This is a genomic window from Streptomyces sp. NPDC014656, from assembly GCF_043084305.1.
In the GTDB taxonomy this organism is placed as follows: domain Bacteria; phylum Actinomycetota; class Actinomycetes; order Streptomycetales; family Streptomycetaceae; genus Streptomyces.
The window spans coordinates 160,032-175,243 of record NZ_JBIBZN010000004.1; the positions used below are offsets into that span (position 1 = coordinate 160,032).

Here is a 15,212-nt window from a genome sequence, read left to right on the forward strand (position 1 = left end):
CGGTTCAGGGCAGGGTGATGTGGTACGCCTTGCGCAGCGTCTCGTGGACGGTCCAGGTGGTCCGGTCGCCCTCGCGCAGGACGCAGGCGTCACCGGGCCCGACCTCCATCGTGGCGCCGCCCTCGACGGCGACGGTGGCCCGGCCGCTGACGACGACGAAGAGCTCGTTCGCCTCGGTGTCGGTCACGACGCCGGGGGTGATCTGCCAGATGCCCCGCAGCTGCTTGCCGTCGGCGGACTCCCACAGCACCTTGCCGGACACCTCGGGGGTGCCGGACACGATCTGGTCGGGGTCGAGCGGGTCGGCTTCCAGCTCGGCGTCGGGGATGTGGACGGCGAAGGAGGGGAGGTCGTGAGTCGTCATGGGCGGTGACTGTAGCCGGGTCCCCCAGCGGCACGTGACGCCGGGAGCACGGAACGAATTCCTCCGTTCGCCGCTCTGACCAGGCACGTTACGGACCCGGTCCGAGAGCGACGGATTCCGCACCGGGGTCTTGCCCGCCGCCGCGGCGGGTCCCGCGCCGCTCGCCCCCGTCGCGCCCTGCGGCCGGAAACCGAATCCGTACCCCACTCGCACCCGCGTGCGAAAGGGGGGTGGCGGGAGCTCGCCAGAGGTGTTTGCGGGACGGGCGGTCGCGCCAGAAATGGACCATGACCACGACCACACTGGTGTCCGAAGAGGTACGGCAGGCGCTCCGCGAGGGCCGGCCCGTCGTCGCCCTCGAATCGACGATCATCGCCCACGGCCTCCCGCGTCCGCGGAACCTGGCGGTGGCCGAGGAACTGGAGGAGTCGGTACGGGACCGGGGTGCCGTACCGGCCACCATCGCCGTGCTCGACGGGGTGGCGCGGATCGGCCTCGACCGGGCCGGACTGACCCGGATCGCGGAGGATCCGTCGGTGCGCAAGCTCGGCCACCGCGACCTGGCACCGGCGCTCGCCACCGGAGCCACCGGGGCGACCACGGTCTCGGCGACGGCCCGGCTCGCCGACGCCGCGGGCATACGGGTCTTCGCCACCGGCGGCCTCGGCGGGGTGCACCGCGAGTGGCGCGAGACCCAGGACGAGTCCGCCGACCTGCGGCTGCTCGCCGAAGTGGGCGTCACGGTGGTCTGCGCGGGCGTGAAGTCGATCCTCGACGTGCCGGCCACGCTCCAGCGCCTGGAGACGCTGGGCGTCACGGTCGCCGGATACGGCACGGAGACCTTCCCCGGCTTCTACCTCGCCTCCTCCGGGGAGCCGGTCGACTGGACGCTGCGCACCCCCGCCGAGGTCGCCGCGGTCATACGGGCCCGGGAGTCGCTCGGCCGCCCCTGGTCGGCGCTGATCGTGGCCAATCCGGTGCCGGAGGCGGAGCAGCTGGATCCCGCGCTGCACGACCGGGTCCTCGCGCGGGGCCTCACCGAGCTGAAGGAGAAGGGCATCACCGGGCAGGCGGTGACCCCCTTCCTCCTGGAGTACCTGACGACGCACACGGACGGCGCCTCCCTGGAGGCCAACCTGGCGGCCGTGCGGGGCAACGTCCGGCTCGCGGCCGAGATCGCCGGGGCGTACGCCGCGGGCGAGCGGTGACGGAGGCCGGAGGGCGGGCACCGGCCGGGGCGCTGCTGGTCGTCGGGGACGTCGTCACGGACGTGGTGGCCCGGCACCGCACCCCGCTCGCGCCCGCGACGGACACGGCGGCCGCGATCCGCACCCTCCCGGGCGGCGCGGGGGCCAACGCGGCCTGCTGGGCGGCCCGTTCGGGCCACCCGGACGTGCGGCTGCTCGGCCGGGTCGGCAGGGAGTCGGCCGGCTGGCACGAGCGGGCGCTGACCGGCGCGGGGGTCCGCCCCCTGCTGGTGCCCGACCCCGAGGCCCCGACGGCCACCGTGATCGCCCTGGTGGACGCGGCCGCCGAGCGCACCTTCCTGACGGACGGCGGCGCCGTGCTGCGCCTCTGCCCCGCCGACTGGTCGGCCGGGCTCCTCGACGGCGTGGCCGCGCTCCACCTCTCCGGCTACCTGTTCTTCGCCGCGCCGAGCCGGGCGGCGGTGCTCCTGGCCCTGCGGGACGCCCGGGCGGCCGGGATACCGGTGAGCGTCGACCCGGCGTCGGCCGGCTTCCTGGCCGGACTGGGCCCCGAGCGGTTCCTCGAAGCGGTCGGGGGCGCGTCCCTCCTGCTGCCCAACGCCGACGAGGCCCGGCTGCTCACCGGCGCGCCGGACGAGGAGGCGGCCGCCCGGGAGCTGAGCCGACGGGTGCCGCTGGCCGTGGTGACGCTGGGCGCGGCCGGGGCGCTGGTCGCCGAGGACGGGACGGTCACCGCCCGGGTGGCGGCCCCCGCCGTGCCACCGGAGCGGCGGGTGGACTCGACGGGGGCGGGCGACGCGTTCACCGGGGCGTTCCTCGCGGCCCGGCTCGCGGGCGCGGACCCGGCGGAGGCGGCCCGGGCGGGGTGCGCGGCGGGCGCCGAGGCGGTGACCGTGGTGGGCGGCCGGCCGCCGTCAGTCTGAGCCGAGGGCCCCGAGCCCGGTCCACGCCGGGTGCCGCGGATCGTCGGCCCGTACGACGACGTCGGCGGTCCCGACCGGGTCCACCTCCGTCTCGTAACGGGCGAAGGCGGGCAGCGCCCAGGTCTCCCCGGTGCGCCGCGCCAGGGCGGCGGCCGACAGCCGCAGATGGACGGTCAGGTCGAAGGGGAACCAGTGCCCGAGGAGGAAGGGCCCGTGCAGCACCAGAACACCGCCGGGCGGCAGCGTCACGTACGGGCTGCGGGTCGCCCGGTCCCTCACCGGGTCCCACAGGTCGGGCAGGATCCGCCCGTCACCACCGGGCTCCAGCGGGGTGAACACCTCGCGCCACAGGGCGCCGGTGTCGGTCCAGCCGCCGTAGTACGCGTCGGGGTCCTGCCGTCCGTGCTCGTACCGCAGCGACGCGGGCCGCAGGAACCCCCGGGTCCCGATGACGCGCACGGGCCGCCCCCGGTCCTGGAACTGCTCCGCGAGCAGCCCGGCCAGTTCCTCGCCCCCGGCGTCGGGCGCCCCGTCGACGGCGACCTTCAGCCACTCGCCGCCGTCACCGGGCGCGAGCCGGTCCACGTGCTTCGCCAGCCGCCCGGCCATCCGGCCCCAGGTGATCGCCTCGTATCGCATCCCGCCCATTCTGCCCTGCGCCCACAGCTCAGGGCCCGTCCTCCCCCGGCCCGCTCAGCTCCGCCCCGAGCCGCCCGGCGACGTCCGCCGCGACCGCGAGCGGCCCGTCCCACGGGCATCCCTGCCACTGGGCGAGCTCCGCCCGCTCCCCAGCCCCGTCCAGGGCGGACAGCACCAGGAGCGGACCCCAGCTGTCCCAGTCCCACTCCAGCACCAGGGCGACGACCGGCCGGCCGAGCGCCCGGGCCCGCCCCGTGAGCGTGTCCGCGTCCCGGGGCGGCAGGGGCACGAGCCGGTCGGCGAGGATCTCCTCCCGTACGTGGACGAGTTCGAGGCACGCGTACAGCCCCGGGCGCGGCGACACCCCGGCGTCCAGGACCTCCCGGACCGCCGACAGCCCCGCCCGCCGCACCACATGGGCGTCCACCCGCTCCCGCGCCTCCCACGGCAGGGCAGCCCACAGCTCGTGCGGCGGGAGGGAACGGTCGTCGTGTGCCATGGACTTGACCTTGTCACCGGCGTCACGGTTCCACCATCGGATTCATGCACACCACCGCCACCACCAGCCCCGACGTCACCTCTCCCGGGGTCGTCCTCGTCACCGGCGCGGGCACCGGCATCGGCCGGGCCACCGCCCGGGCCACCGCCCGGCAGGGCGCGGCCGTCGTCGCCGTGGGCCGCAGGCCCGAGCCGCTGCGGGAGACCGCGGCCGAGGCCCCCACCGCGATCCACCCGCACCCCGCCGACATCACCGCCGAGAGTGTGCCCGAGGAACTCGTGCGCCGGGCGCTCGCCGGCCGGTCCGACGGGCCCCGTGACGCGACGGCCGTGCGGCTGTCATGATCTGACGGCCCGATGGATCTTCGGGCGGGACGGCGGTACGGGGAGGGCGATCGGGCATGGACGTGGCACTGATAGCGGTGGCGGGCACGCTCCTCGGCGTGATCGCCACCCACTGGTTCCAGGGCCGGACGACCCTGCGCACGGCCGCGCTCGCCCGGCACGAGCAGCTCCGCCAGGAGCGGATCGCCACCTACAGCGCCTTCGCCGGCGCCGTCGTCGAATACCGCCACAGCCAGAACGACCGCTGGTTCCGGGCCGTCGAGGAGCCCGGCTCCGAGGAGGCCGAGGAGTCCCGCCACGCCTCCTACCGGCAGCGGACCGCCGCCCGGCAGGCCCTCTTCCGCGTCCAGCTGGTCTGCGACGACGCGGACCTCCGGCGGCTCGCCGAAGCCGCGTTCGACGAGACCCACTGCATGCACGAGGCGGTGGGCACGGCGGACCGGGCCCGCCGGTCCGACCTGGCCAAGGACGCCCTCGCCCGGTTCATCGCCGCCGCCGCGCCCGGACTCCGCTGAGGGGCGCGGCCGTGGACCTCGTCGCCCCCGTCGTCGTCGAACCGCTGCGCCGCCGCCGCTGCTCGGAGTGCCGCGGGGGCCCGCTGGAGCGCATGATCGTCGAGTACGGCCGGCCGGTCTGTCTGGACTGCGCCGACCTCGGCCACCTCGTCTTCCTGCGCCGCGGCGATACCGCGCTCACCCGGCGCGCCCGGGAGCGGAGCGCCCTGTGGGCGGTGGTGGTGCGCCACAACCGGCGCCGCACCCGGTACGAGCGCCAGGGGCTGCTCGTCGAGGAGGCGGCCCTCGCCCGGGCGGAGGCGGCCTGCCTCGCCGACGCGGAGGCCCGGGCCCGGCGGCGGGCCAGGGACGCGGAGCGGCGCGCGGTGCGGGACGCCGGGGTCACCGAGGCCCTGCGGGCGGAGATCCTGCGGCTGTTCCCCGCGATGCCGGCGGAGCGCGCGACCGAGATCGCCGTCCACGCCTCGGCGAAGGGCAGCGGCCGGGTGGGCAGGACGGCCGCCGGACGCGCCCTCGACCGGGGCGCCGTGACGGCCGCGGTGCGCGCCTCGGTACGGCACGTGGACACGCCGTACGACGCGCTGCTGATGCGCGGTGTCCCCCGCCACCAGGCCCGCACCCGGGTCTCCCCCGCCATCGAGACCGTGCTCCGGGCCTGGCGGGAGCGGCCGTCCGGGCAGGGGGACGCGCCCGGCGCGACGGGCACGACGGGCGCGGAGGGGGCGCCGGGCCGGGGCGACCGCTGACGGCTCGGGCGTCAGCGGGGCCGGGACCCGGCGCGGGCGGTCCGGGTCAGACCTGGTCGGCCGCGCGGCGGGCGCGGCGGTACATCAGCGCGCCGCCGAGGAGGAGCGCGGCACTGCCCGCGGCGGCGTAGCCGACGGGCTCGCTGCCGGTGGCGGCCAGAGACGAGGTGCTGGCCTCGCCCTGCGGGGCCGGAGCGGGCGCGGGCGCGGGCGCCGAGGGCTTCTCCTGCTCGGCGACCGGCTTCGGCGGCAGGTTGCGCACCGGGGTCTGCGGGCGCGGGGTCGGGATCTCGACCTGCGGCTCCTCGGGGGTGCTCGGGGCGTTGACCCCGGTGTTGCCGACGGCCGGGTTGCCGACGCCCACGACGTTGACCGAGTTGCCGACGACGTTGACCGGCAGGTCGATCGGGAGCTGGAGGCCGTTCCCGGAGAGCACGCCCGGGGAGCCCTGGGTGTGGCTCTCGGCGGTGGCTCCGCCGCCGTTGGCCGCCCCGCCGTCGGAGCTGCCGCCGCGGGTGTCGGTCTGCTCGCCGCCCCGCGGGGTGACGGCCTCGTCCTTGTGGGTGCGGCCGGGTCCGGCGTCCCGGTCCTCCCCCGCCGGGGCCGAGGTGTTGGCGCACGAGTTGCCCATGGCCGGGTTGAGCAGCCCGACCACGTTGACCGTGTTCCCGCAGAGGTTGACCGGTACGTGGACCGGCAGCTGGATCGCGTTGCCGGAGCCGACTCCCGGCGAGCCGACCGCGGCGCCCTCGGCGCCCGAGTCCGCGTGGGCGGCGCCCGCCGACAGCGCGAGCGCACCACCCGTGACCAACAGTGTGGCCAGACCACTTCGGCGCATCTGCCTCATGGCTTCCTGCCTTCCGGAGTTGCACGGGCAAGTGCCCGTGCCGGAATAAACGCGACGAACGCGTTTGCCGGATCCGGCCGTTGGAGGGTTTCACTCCTTCGAGGGAGGCTCCGTTCGAATGGCGGCCCGGACGGGAGTCAGTGGCCGAGGAGTTCGGTGAGGGCTCCGACCGGGTCGGGGCCGGGCGTGCCGCGGGGCCACCAGTCCTCGCGGCCGTGGTCCGATTCGTACGGGTACCACAGGCCGTCCCTGCCGAGCCGGAGCTGGAGCGAGCCGGTGGAGAGCCGGTTGCGCCAGGGCCGGAAGGACGGGAAGTCGGCGGCGAGGAGGGCGGGTCTCGCCCGGTCGAACGGGCCGGCGGGCGGGTCCCAGGGCTCCTCCAGGACCGTGAGGCCCTCCGCGCCGCCCTGGCGCCAGGCGGCGACGGCCCGGGCGAGGTCGGTGGGGGTCCGGTCGAGGGCCTCGGCCAGGTCCCGGTAGAGCGCGCGGGTCGAGGCGGTGAGCCCGGAGCCGGGGTGGGCGGCGGCGAGCCGGACGGCGTCCTGCCAGGGGGTGAGGGCGGCGACCGGGTCGTGCCCGGTGACGAGGAAGGCGTGGGCGCGGGCGGCGGCCTCGCCGGCCAGCAGGTCGAGCGCGAGGGGGTCCGGGGCGTGCGGGTCCGGCGGGAAGACGGCGGGGCGCCCGGGCCGGTCCGGGAGGGGCAGCGGCGGGGGCAGCGGCAGCGGGGGCCCGGCGGCGAGCACCTCGCGGGCGGGCACGGCGGGCAGGACGGGCGCGGTGGCCGCGCTCTCGGCGGCGGACCGGGCCGCGTTGCGCCGGGAGAGTTCGGCGAGGAGCTCCCCCTCGCCCCGGCCGCGCATCAGGAAGAGGACGAAGGGGTCCTCGTCGAGGAGGCGGGCGGCCTGGTAGCAGAGGGCCGCGGCGTGCTTGCAGGGGAAGCCGTCGTCGGGGCAGGAGCAGTCGGGCAGCAGGTCGCCGGGGGCGGGCAGCAGCCCCTCGACCGCCTCCAGGGCGTGCGGGACCTCCTTGTCGAGGAGGGCGGCCATGTGCTCGGGCCGGGCGGCGGCCTCGTCGAGGAAGAGTTCCCAGCCGTCGTCGCCGAGGGTCCGCATCCGGATCTCGGTGCGGTACGGGCGGATCCGGCTGCCGTGGACATAGGCGACGACCCGGCCGGGGGTGACGGTGATCGCGTCGACGTGGCCGCGCTCCGCGTAGGCCCGGCCGCGGCCGAGGCGGGCCTGGTCGAGCGCGGTGCGCTCCAGGGCGGCCACCCAGGCGTTGCCCCACCAGGTGGCGGCGAAGTGCCCGTCGGCGGTCTCGCGGGGCGGGACGGCCGGGAAGGTGCGGCGGCGGTCGTCGTGGCGGGGGCCGGCCCCGCGCGCGGGGTGGGCGGCCCGGGCTCCGGGGCGGTTCACGCGGACCTCCTCAGGGAGACCAGATCGGCCAGTTCGCGGTCGGTGAGTTCGGTGAGGGCCGCCTCGCCGGAGCCCAGGACGGCATCGGCCAGGGCCTTCTTGGCGCGGAGCAGTTCGGCGATGCGGTCCTCGACGGTGCCCTCGGTGACGAGCCGGTGGACCTGCACGGGCTGGGTCTGTCCGATCCGGTAGGCGCGGTCGGTGGCCTGGTCCTCGACCGCCGGGTTCCACCAGCGGTCGTAGTGGACGACATGGCCGGCGCGGGTGAGGTTGAGGCCGGTTCCCGCCGCCTTGAGGGAGAGCAGGAAGACGGGGACCTCACCGTCCTGGAAGCGGTCGACCATCCGCTCCCGCTCCGCCACGGGCGTTCCTCCGTGCAGGAGTTGGCTGCCGATCCCGCGGGCGGCGAGGTGGCCGGCGAGGAGCCGGGCCATCGACACGTACTGGGTGAAGACCAGCACGGAGCCGCCCTCGGCGAGGATGGTGTCGAGCAGTTCGTCGAGGAGGGCCAGTTTGCCGGAGCGGCCGGCGAGGCGGGGGGCGGCGCCGGGCGGGGCGTCCTCCTTGAGGTACTGGGCGGGGTGGTTGCAGATCTGCTTGAGCGAGGTCAGCAGCTTCATCACCAGCCCTCGGCGGGCCATCCCCTCGGCCTCCTCGATCCGGCCCAGCGTCTCGCGGACCACCGCCTCGTACAGCGAGGCCTGTTCGCGGGTGAGCGGCACCGGATGGTCGGACTCGGTCTTGGGCGGCAGCTCGGGCACGATGCCGGGGTCGGACTTGCGGCGGCGCAGCAGGAAGGGGCGGACGAGGCGGGCGAGACGCTCCACCGCCTCCTCGTTCTCCAGTTCCTCGTGGTTCTCCGCGGCGCGGGCGTGCCGGGCGCGGAAGGCCTTGAGGGGGCCCAGGAGCCCGGGGGTGGTCCAGTCGAGGAGGGCCCACAGCTCGGAGAGGTTGTTCTCCACGGGGGTGCCGGTGAGGGCGACCCGCGCGGGCGCGGGCAGGGTCCGCAGCGCCTTGGCGGTCGCGGAGAAGGGGTTCTTCACGTGCTGGGCCTCGTCGGCGACGATCATCCCCCAGGGCCGCTCGGCGAGCCGGCCGGCGCGGGTGCGCAGGGTGCCGTAGGTGGTGAGGACGATCCCGCCGTCGAGGTCGCCGAGCTCGCGCGCGGTGCCGTGGAAGCGGCGGACGGGCACGCCGGGGGCGAACCTGGCCGCCTCCCGCTGCCAGTTGCCGAGCAGGGAGGCGGGGCAGACGACGAGGGTGGGCTCACGGCGGGCCCGGCGCAGGTGGAGGGCGAGGACGGTGACGGTCTTGCCCAGGCCCATGTCGTCGGCGAGGCAGCCGCCGAGGCCCAGCGAGGTCATCAGGTCGAGCCAGGCGAGGCCGCGGAGCTGGTAGTCCCGCAGGGTGGCGGTGAGTCCGGGCGGGGGCGCGGCGGCCTCGGGGCCGGCGAGGAGCCGGTCGCGGAGGACGGCGAGCGCGCCGACGGGCACGGCGGGGACGGTCTCGCCGTCGACCTCGGCGCTGCCGGTGAGGGCGGCGGCGAGCGCGTCCACCGGTTCGAGCAGGCCCAGTTCGCGCTTGCGGGCCTTGCGGACGAGGTCGGGGTCGACGACGACCCAGCGGTCGCGGAGCCGTACGACGGGGCGGTGGGCCTCGGCGAGGAGGTCCATCTCGCCCGGGGTGAGCGGGTCGCCGTCGAGGGCGAGCTGCCAGTCGAAGCGGAGCAGTTCGGTGGAGTCGAAGAAGCTGGTGCCGTCGGTGGCGGAGCCGGGCGCGGAGCGGGCGGGGCGGACGACGGCGGAGGCGCTGAGCGAGCGGGCCAGGTCGCGCGGCCAGTGCAGGGCGACCCCGGCGTCGGCGAGCCGGGCGGCGGCGGGGCCGAGCAGCTCGTACAGCTCGGACTCGGTGACGGCGAGGACGTCGGGCGCGTCCCGCTCCAGGAGCCGGCCGAGCGGGGGCCAGATCCGGGCGGCGCGGCGCAGGGCGAGGAGGGCGTCGATCCGGGCGCGGGGGCCGAAGTGCTCGCCCTCCCCGGCCCAGAGGGCGGCGGCGTCGATGACGAGGGTCGGGTCGGCGAGGCTGTGCACCTGGAGGACGGCGGCCGCGGCCTGCCGCTCGGGCCCGCCCCCGGCCTCCTCGGCGGTGTCGAAGAGCTCGGCGGCGGAGAGGTCGAGGCGGAGCGAGATCCGCACCCCGGCGTCCATGCCGGCGGCGGCCTCGGCGGCCCAGGCCCGGGCCCCCGGGAGGTGCTGCGGCGCTGCGGCGGCGAAGGGCGCGCCGACCGCGTGCACGGCGGCGGGCGTACGGGGCAGGGTGTCGGCGACCGCGTCCAGGAAGGCCCGCACCAGGGCCTCCGGGTCGGGCAGCCCGAGCGGGCCGGAGCCGGCGACGGGCACCGCGTGCGCCTCGTACGGCATGGCGGCGGCGACGGCCCGCAGATGGGCGATGTCCTCGGCGTCGAGCGGGCCGGCCCGCCAGGCGTCGAAGTCGTCCGCCGTGAGGCCGGGCAGCAGCCGGCCCCGGGCGACGAGGTGCAGGGCGTGCAGGGCGGCCGCGCCCCAGCAGGCGGTGGCGGGGTGGGCGGCGGGACTGTGCCGGGCCGCGACCAGCAGTGGCAGCGCGGTGGCCACGGGCAGGGTGACGGCGGGCACCTCCCGGCCGCGGACGCCGGTGCCGTGCCGGCGGACGACGGTGATCCGGGTGGGCTCCGCCCCGGCGAGGCCGTCGACCGAGGGCGGGGCCGCCCCGTCGGGCGCCCAGAGGGCGATCCGGCCGTCGCGGGGCAGCGCGGCCGGCAGGAAGACGGCGGCACGGGCCGTCCAGCGCTCCGTCACGGGCCGCCCTCCTTCCCCCGGGGTCCACACGAGCCGGCGCGGGACGTCCGCGTCGGTGTCCCCGACCTTACGGGCGGGGACTGACAACGGTCGCGGGCGCGTGTCCCCCGACCGGCCCAACCCCGGATGACAGGGGCCCCCGGGGGCGGGAAAGTGGCGTCGACCAGGGCTTTCGCCCCCGGGGCTGCCGCCGACCGCCTCGCTCGCCCGATCGAAGGGGATCCGCCATGTCCGTTCGCCGGCGTCTCACGACCGCCACCGGGGCCGTGCTGCTCACGCTCACGGTCGCGGGCTGCTCGGGCCTCGGCCGCACCGCCGTCGGCCCCGTCACCTACGAGGCGCGCGGGGCGAAGATCGTGCGGGTGATGAGCCCGCCGGTGAAGGGCTGCCACCGTCTCCCGCTCGGTGCGACGCGGGTCGAGAACGGCACCCTGGTGGACCTGATCCTCTACCGGACCCCGCACTGCCGGGGCGAGGACCCGATCTACCTGCCCACCAACAGCACCGACTCGATCGCGCCGGGCACCCTGGCCTGGCACAGCTACAGCATCGTGCACTGAGCCTCCGCCGGCCGCCGCCGTTCCCTTCGCGCCCGGGCGGGTACATGCTGGAAGTGCCCGACAGGTGGGATCCGACGGGAGAAGGCGCCGTCATGCGTACCGGCAGCGAACCGGCGACCGCGCGCAGCGCGCTGCGGCTGCGGTTCTGGCTGAGTGCCTGGGGAATGGTGTGGGCGGCCTTCGGCACGGTGGTCTTCGTGCTGGTCGGCCGTCCCGGCTGGGCGGTGGCCTGCGGGGTGCTGTTCCTGGTGGTCGCGGTCGACATGTCGATGGTCCTGCGCCATCTGCGGCAGGGCCCCCACTGGCAGCCGGGCCGTGACGTCCCTCCGTACGAGCCGGACCGCGGCGGCCGGGCGCCCCGGAGCCGCGGCGGGCGGGACCCCGGCGAGCGGGAGCGCTGAGCCCGGCCGGGGGCGGTCAGTCCTCGGTGCCGAAACCGGCGGCCCGTACGTACTCGGGCCTGGGGTCGAGCGCGGCGGCCAGCCGGAAGTGCCGGGTGGCCCGCGCGTCCTGCCCGGAGCGCTGGAGGGTGCGGGCGAGGGCGAAGTGCGCGAAGGCGTTGTCCGGCTCGCGCTCCAGCACCAGCTCGAACTCCAGCTGCGCGGGCCGCAGCTGGGCGGCGGCGAAGAAGGCCCGGGCCCGCAGGAGGCGGGCCGCCGTGTTCTCCGGGTGCTCGGCGATGACCGAGTCCAGCAGTTTCACGGCGCCACGCGGATCCCGTGCGGCCAGCAGCTGCTCGGCGGCACGGAAGTCGATGACGTGCGTCTCCGGATTTCTCTCGGCCATGAACTGCATCCTTCCCACGATCCGGTCCCGGAACACCGGGCGGGGCGTTCCGGCGTCTAGGCGCTCTGTGCCGCCCGCCGCGTCAGCTCTTCCCAGACCTTGCGCACCTGCGGTTCCAGGGCGTCCAGCGGGCCGTCGTTGTCGATCACGAGGTCGGCGATCTCCAGCCGGGCCGCGCGGGTGGCCTGGGCCGCCATGCGGGCCTTCGCCTCCTCCTCGGCCATGCCCCGGATCCGTACCAGCCGGTCCAGCCGGGTCTCGGGCGAGGCGTCCACGACGACCACGAGGTCGTAGAGGGGCGCGAGGCCGTTCTCGGTGAGCAGGGGGACGTCGTGGACCACCACGTCCCCGGGGCCCGCCGCGCTCTCCAGCTCGGCCGACCGGGCTCCGACGAGCGGGTGCACGATCGCGTTGAGCGCGGCCAGCCGCTCCGGGTCGGCGAAGACGATGGAGCCGAGCTTCGGCCGGTCGAGCGTGCCGTCCCCGGTGAGGACGGCCTCCCCGAAGGCGGTCACGACCGCCGCGAGGCCCGGGGTGCCCGGTTCGACGACCTCGCGGGCGATCCGGTCCGCGTCGATCAGCACGGCCCCGTACGAGACGAGCAGCCGCGACACCTCACTCTTGCCGGCGCCGATTCCGCCGGTCAGGCCCACCTTCAGCATGGGCGGCAGCTTAGGCCCTGGCTCCGCCGGACTAGGCGTCGCCCTCCCGTTCGGCGAGGAAGCGCTCGAACTCGCGGCCCAGTTCGTCGGCCGAGGGCAGGTCGACGGGCTCGGCGACCAGGCTGCCGCGGGTCTCCGCGCCGGCCATCGCGTCGTACTGGTGCTCAAGGCCCTGGACCAGGGCGACCAGTTCCTCGTCGCCGGCGCCGATCTGGCGGTCGATCTCGGTCTGGGTGCGGCGGGCCTCGGTGCGCAGCGCGTGGGCGACGCCAGGGAGAACCAGCCCGGTGGCGGCGGTGACGGCCTCCAGGGCGGTGAGCGCCGCGTCCGGGTAGGGGGACCGGGCCACGTAGTGCGGCACGTGGGCGGCCACGCCGAGGGTGTCGAAACCGGCCTCGGTGAGGCGGAACTCGATGAGGGACTCGGCGCTGCCGGGCACCTGGGCCTCGTCGAAGGGGCTGCGGTGGCCGGGCATGAGGTCGGTGCGGCTGCCGTGCGGGGTGAGGCCGACGGGCCGGGTGTGCGGCACGCCCATGGGGATGCCGTGGAAGTTGACCGCGAGCCGGACGCCGAGCCGTTCGACGATCTGGGCGACGGCGGCGGCGAAGCGCTCCCACTCGACGTCCGGCTCGGGGCCGGTCAGGACGAGGAAGGGGGCTCCGGTGGCGTCCTGGACGAGGCGGACCTCCAGGGCCGGCGTCTCGTACTCGGTCCAGCGGTCGCGCCGGAAGGTCAGCAGGGGGCGGCGGGCGCGGTAGTCCACCAGCCGGTCGTGGTCGAAGCGGGCGACCACCTGGTTCGGCAGGGTGTCGAGCACGCCCTCGACGATCTGCTCGCCGGTCTCCCCCGCGTCGATGTAGCCGTCGAAGTGGTACAGCATGACCAGCCCGGTCGACTCCTGTGCCAGGGCCAGGTCCACCACGGCCAGGCCCTTGGCGTCCCACTCGTACAAATCCTGGGGATCAAGCACGGTTACCGCTCCTCCTCGCGTCTCCTGGAAGAACGTCCCGGGGCGCAAGGTCATTCCCGGCAGGGGCTCTTGGACTTGCCGGGGGAACGCGACCGGGGCCCGCTCCCCCGGGAGGGAGCGGGCCCCGGTTGTGCTAGCGGCTAGCGCTGCTCAGCGGTGAGCCTGTTCAGCTCTGGCCGCCGGCCAGCTTCTCGCGCAGGGCGGCGAGGGCCTCGTCCGACGCCAGGGCGCCGGCGGTGTCGTCCGACTCCGAGGAGTAGGAGCCGCCCGAGATGCCCGCACCGGCGTTGCCGGCGGCCGGGGCGGCAGCGCCCTCGGCAGCGGCGGCCTCGTCGGCCTCGCGGGACTTGATGACCTGCGCCTGGTGCTGCTCGAAGCGAGCCTGCGCCTCGGCGTACTGGGCCTCCCACGCCTCGCGCTGGGTCTCGTAGCCCTCGAGCCAGTCGTTGGTCTCGGGGTCGAAGCCCTCGGGGTAGATGTAGTTGCCCTGGTCGTCGTAGGACGCGGCCATGCCGTACAGGGTCGGGTCGAACTCGACCGACGCCGGGTCGGCACCGAAGGACTCGTTGGCCTGCTTCAGGGACAGCGAGATCCGGCGACGCTCGAGGTCGATGTCGATGACCTTGACGAAGATCTCGTCGTTGACCTGGACGACCTGCTCCGGGATCTCCACGTGGCGCTCGGCCAGCTCGGAGATGTGGACCAGACCCTCGATGCCCTCGTCGACGCGGACGAACGCACCGAACGGAACCAGCTTGGTGACCTTGCCGGGGACGACCTGGCCGATCTGGTGGGTGCGGGCGAACTGCTGCCACGGGTCCTCCTGCGTCGCCTTCAGCGACAGGGAGACACGCTCGCGGTCCATGTCCACGTCGAGAACCTCGACGGTGACCTCCTGGCCGACCTCGACAACCTCGGACGGGTGGTCGATGTGCTTCCAGGACAGCTCGGAGACGTGCACGAGGCCGTCGACGCCACCCAGGTCCACGAAGGCACCGAAGTTGACGATCGAGGACACGACGCCGGAGCGGACCTGACCCTTCTGGAGGGTCGTGAGGAAGGTCTGGCGGACCTCGGACTGGGTCTGCTCGAGCCAGGCGCGGCGGGACAGGACCACGTTGTTGCGGTTCTTGTCCAGCTCGATGATCTTCGCCTCGAGCTCCTTGCCCACGTAGGGCTGGAGGTCGCGGACGCGACGCATCTCGACCAGGGAGGCCGGGAGGAAGCCGCGGAGGCCGATGTCGAGGATGAGACCACCCTTGACGACCTCGATGACGGTACCGGTGACGATGCCGTCCTCTTCCTTGATCTTCTCGATGGTGCCCCAGGCGCGCTCGTACTGGGCGCGCTTCTTCGAGAGGATCAGGCGGCCTTCCTTGTCCTCCTTCTGGAGGACCAGGGCCTCGATCTCGTCGCCGACCTTGACGACCTCGTTCGGGTCGACGTCGTGCTTGATCGAGAGCTCGCGGCTCGGGATGACACCTTCGGTCTTGTAACCGATGTCGAGCAGGACCTCGTCCCGGTCGACCTTCACGATGACGCCGTCGACGATGTCGCCGTCGTTGAAGTACTTGATCGTCTCGTCGATCGCGGCGAGGAAGGCTTCCTCGTTACCGATGTCGTTGACCGCAACCTGCGGGGTGGTGCTGGTGGCGGTGGTCTCGGTGCTGCTCGTCATGTGGGAAAGGGCTCCGGTTACGGACAGAAAGTCGTAGGTACTGCTACGCCGAGAGCCCGTATCGCACTGAAGAAGCCAGACAGCTGATGAAGCGCCTTCCCGACGAACGGGGGCGCCTCGAAAACCGAGGGGACCGCAACAGGTGCGAGCGCGGCCTGCTCCGTCTGAGGCGCGCAGGCCCGCAGCGCAACCTTTAGCATACGGGGGCGGCCGGACAGG

General features: G+C 75.2%; 17 protein-coding genes. 7 read left to right on the forward strand and 10 right to left on the reverse strand.

Annotated elements, in window-relative coordinates; translation table 11 throughout:
- Nucleotides 1–4 precede the first annotated feature (4 nt).
- Complete coding sequence (locus ACF1ED_RS11435) at nucleotides 5–364, reverse strand: cupin domain-containing protein (protein ID WP_351851299.1); 360 nt, start codon at nucleotides 362–364, stop codon at nucleotides 5–7.
- 287 nt (nucleotides 365–651) lie between these two features.
- Here ACF1ED_RS11435 and ACF1ED_RS11440 point away from each other — a divergent pair, with 287 nt between their 5' ends.
- Together ACF1ED_RS11440 and ACF1ED_RS11445 are read left to right on the forward strand one after the other, a co-directional pair.
- Nucleotides 652–1,572 carry a pseudouridine-5'-phosphate glycosidase gene (locus tag ACF1ED_RS11440; protein WP_391759035.1) on the forward strand — a complete coding sequence of 307 codons (921 nt, stop codon included), beginning with the start codon at nucleotides 652–654 and terminating at the stop codon, nucleotides 1,570–1,572.
- Nucleotides 1,569–2,495 carry a carbohydrate kinase family protein gene (locus tag ACF1ED_RS11445; protein WP_391759037.1) on the forward strand — a complete coding sequence of 309 codons (927 nt, stop codon included), beginning with the start codon at nucleotides 1,569–1,571 and terminating at the stop codon, nucleotides 2,493–2,495. Before ACF1ED_RS11440 ends, ACF1ED_RS11445 begins: the two co-directional genes overlap by 4 nt.
- Here the strand turns inward: ACF1ED_RS11445 and ACF1ED_RS11450 are convergent.
- Together ACF1ED_RS11450 and ACF1ED_RS11455 are read right to left on the reverse strand one after the other, a co-directional pair.
- Nucleotides 2,487–3,134 carry a uridine kinase gene (locus ACF1ED_RS11450; RefSeq protein WP_391759039.1) on the reverse strand — a complete coding sequence of 216 codons (648 nt, stop codon included), beginning with the start codon at nucleotides 3,132–3,134 and terminating at the stop codon, nucleotides 2,487–2,489. The genes ACF1ED_RS11445 and ACF1ED_RS11450 overlap by 9 nt on opposite strands.
- 28 nt (nucleotides 3,135–3,162) lie before the next feature.
- Nucleotides 3,163–3,633 carry a hypothetical protein gene (locus ACF1ED_RS11455; RefSeq protein WP_391759041.1) on the reverse strand — a complete coding sequence of 157 codons (471 nt, stop codon included), beginning with the start codon at nucleotides 3,631–3,633 and terminating at the stop codon, nucleotides 3,163–3,165.
- 44 nt (nucleotides 3,634–3,677) lie between these two features.
- On the opposite strand from ACF1ED_RS11455, the gene ACF1ED_RS11460 reads away from it, so the two are divergent.
- Genes ACF1ED_RS11460 through ACF1ED_RS11470 form a run of 3 tightly spaced genes read left to right on the forward strand, consistent with a single transcriptional unit; the run spans nucleotide 3,678 to nucleotide 5,238 of the window.
- Nucleotides 3,678–3,977, forward strand: coding sequence for an SDR family NAD(P)-dependent oxidoreductase (locus ACF1ED_RS11460; protein ID WP_391759043.1), 300 nt, complete (start codon nucleotides 3,678–3,680; stop codon nucleotides 3,975–3,977).
- 56 nt (nucleotides 3,978–4,033) lie between these two features.
- Nucleotides 4,034–4,492: a hypothetical protein gene (locus ACF1ED_RS11465; protein ID WP_391759045.1), complete on the forward strand. Its 459-nt coding sequence runs from the start codon at nucleotides 4,034–4,036 to the stop codon at nucleotides 4,490–4,492.
- Between the two features lie 11 nt (nucleotides 4,493–4,503).
- Nucleotides 4,504–5,238, forward strand: coding sequence for a DUF2293 domain-containing protein (locus ACF1ED_RS11470; RefSeq protein ID WP_391759047.1), 735 nt, complete (start codon nucleotides 4,504–4,506; stop codon nucleotides 5,236–5,238).
- A 46-nt stretch (nucleotides 5,239–5,284) separates the two neighbouring features.
- Here ACF1ED_RS11470 and ACF1ED_RS11475 read toward each other — a convergent pair whose 3' ends face one another.
- The 3 genes from ACF1ED_RS11475 to ACF1ED_RS11485 all read right to left on the reverse strand — a co-directional run bounded on the left by ACF1ED_RS11475 (nucleotide 5,285) and on the right by ACF1ED_RS11485 (nucleotide 10,337).
- The gene (locus ACF1ED_RS11475) at nucleotides 5,285–6,085 is read right to left on the reverse strand and encodes a chaplin family protein (protein WP_391759049.1); all 801 of its coding nucleotides are present in this window, start codon (nucleotides 6,083–6,085) and stop codon (nucleotides 5,285–5,287) included.
- 137 nt (nucleotides 6,086–6,222) lie between these two features.
- A complete protein-coding gene (locus tag ACF1ED_RS11480) occupies nucleotides 6,223–7,500 on the reverse strand; it encodes an SWIM zinc finger family protein (protein WP_391759051.1) in 1,278 nt (425 codons plus the stop codon).
- Entirely contained in the window at nucleotides 7,497–10,337 is a 2,841-nt protein-coding gene (locus ACF1ED_RS11485; RefSeq protein ID WP_391759053.1) for a DEAD/DEAH box helicase, read from the reverse strand. The genes ACF1ED_RS11480 and ACF1ED_RS11485 overlap by 4 nt, the downstream gene beginning before the upstream one ends.
- A 227-nt stretch (nucleotides 10,338–10,564) precedes the next feature.
- Between ACF1ED_RS11485 and ACF1ED_RS11490 the strand changes: the two genes are divergently transcribed.
- Nucleotides 10,565–10,897, forward strand: coding sequence for a hypothetical protein (locus ACF1ED_RS11490; protein WP_391759055.1), 333 nt, complete (start codon nucleotides 10,565–10,567; stop codon nucleotides 10,895–10,897).
- Between the two features lie 92 nt (nucleotides 10,898–10,989).
- The gene (locus ACF1ED_RS11495) at nucleotides 10,990–11,298 is read left to right on the forward strand and encodes a DUF6343 family protein (RefSeq protein ID WP_391759057.1); all 309 of its coding nucleotides are present in this window, start codon (nucleotides 10,990–10,992) and stop codon (nucleotides 11,296–11,298) included.
- A gap of 16 nt (nucleotides 11,299–11,314) precedes the next feature.
- Here ACF1ED_RS11495 and ACF1ED_RS11500 read toward each other — a convergent pair whose 3' ends face one another.
- From ACF1ED_RS11500 to rpsA, 4 genes are all read right to left on the reverse strand, one after another.
- The gene (locus ACF1ED_RS11500; protein ID WP_031002694.1) at nucleotides 11,315–11,683 is read right to left on the reverse strand and encodes a tetratricopeptide repeat protein; all 369 of its coding nucleotides are present in this window, start codon (nucleotides 11,681–11,683) and stop codon (nucleotides 11,315–11,317) included.
- 56 nt (nucleotides 11,684–11,739) lie between these two features.
- The gene (gene coaE, locus ACF1ED_RS11505; RefSeq protein WP_391759059.1) at nucleotides 11,740–12,345 is read right to left on the reverse strand and encodes a dephospho-CoA kinase; all 606 of its coding nucleotides are present in this window, start codon (nucleotides 12,343–12,345) and stop codon (nucleotides 11,740–11,742) included.
- Between the two features lie 31 nt (nucleotides 12,346–12,376).
- Nucleotides 12,377–13,315: a PAC2 family protein gene (locus tag ACF1ED_RS11510; protein ID WP_391759061.1), complete on the reverse strand. Its 939-nt coding sequence runs from the start codon at nucleotides 13,313–13,315 to the stop codon at nucleotides 12,377–12,379.
- A gap of 166 nt (nucleotides 13,316–13,481) precedes the next feature.
- Complete coding sequence (rpsA, locus tag ACF1ED_RS11515) at nucleotides 13,482–14,993, reverse strand: 30S ribosomal protein S1 (protein ID WP_030745969.1); 1,512 nt, start codon at nucleotides 14,991–14,993, stop codon at nucleotides 13,482–13,484.
- Between the last annotated feature and the right edge of the window lie 219 nt (nucleotides 14,994–15,212).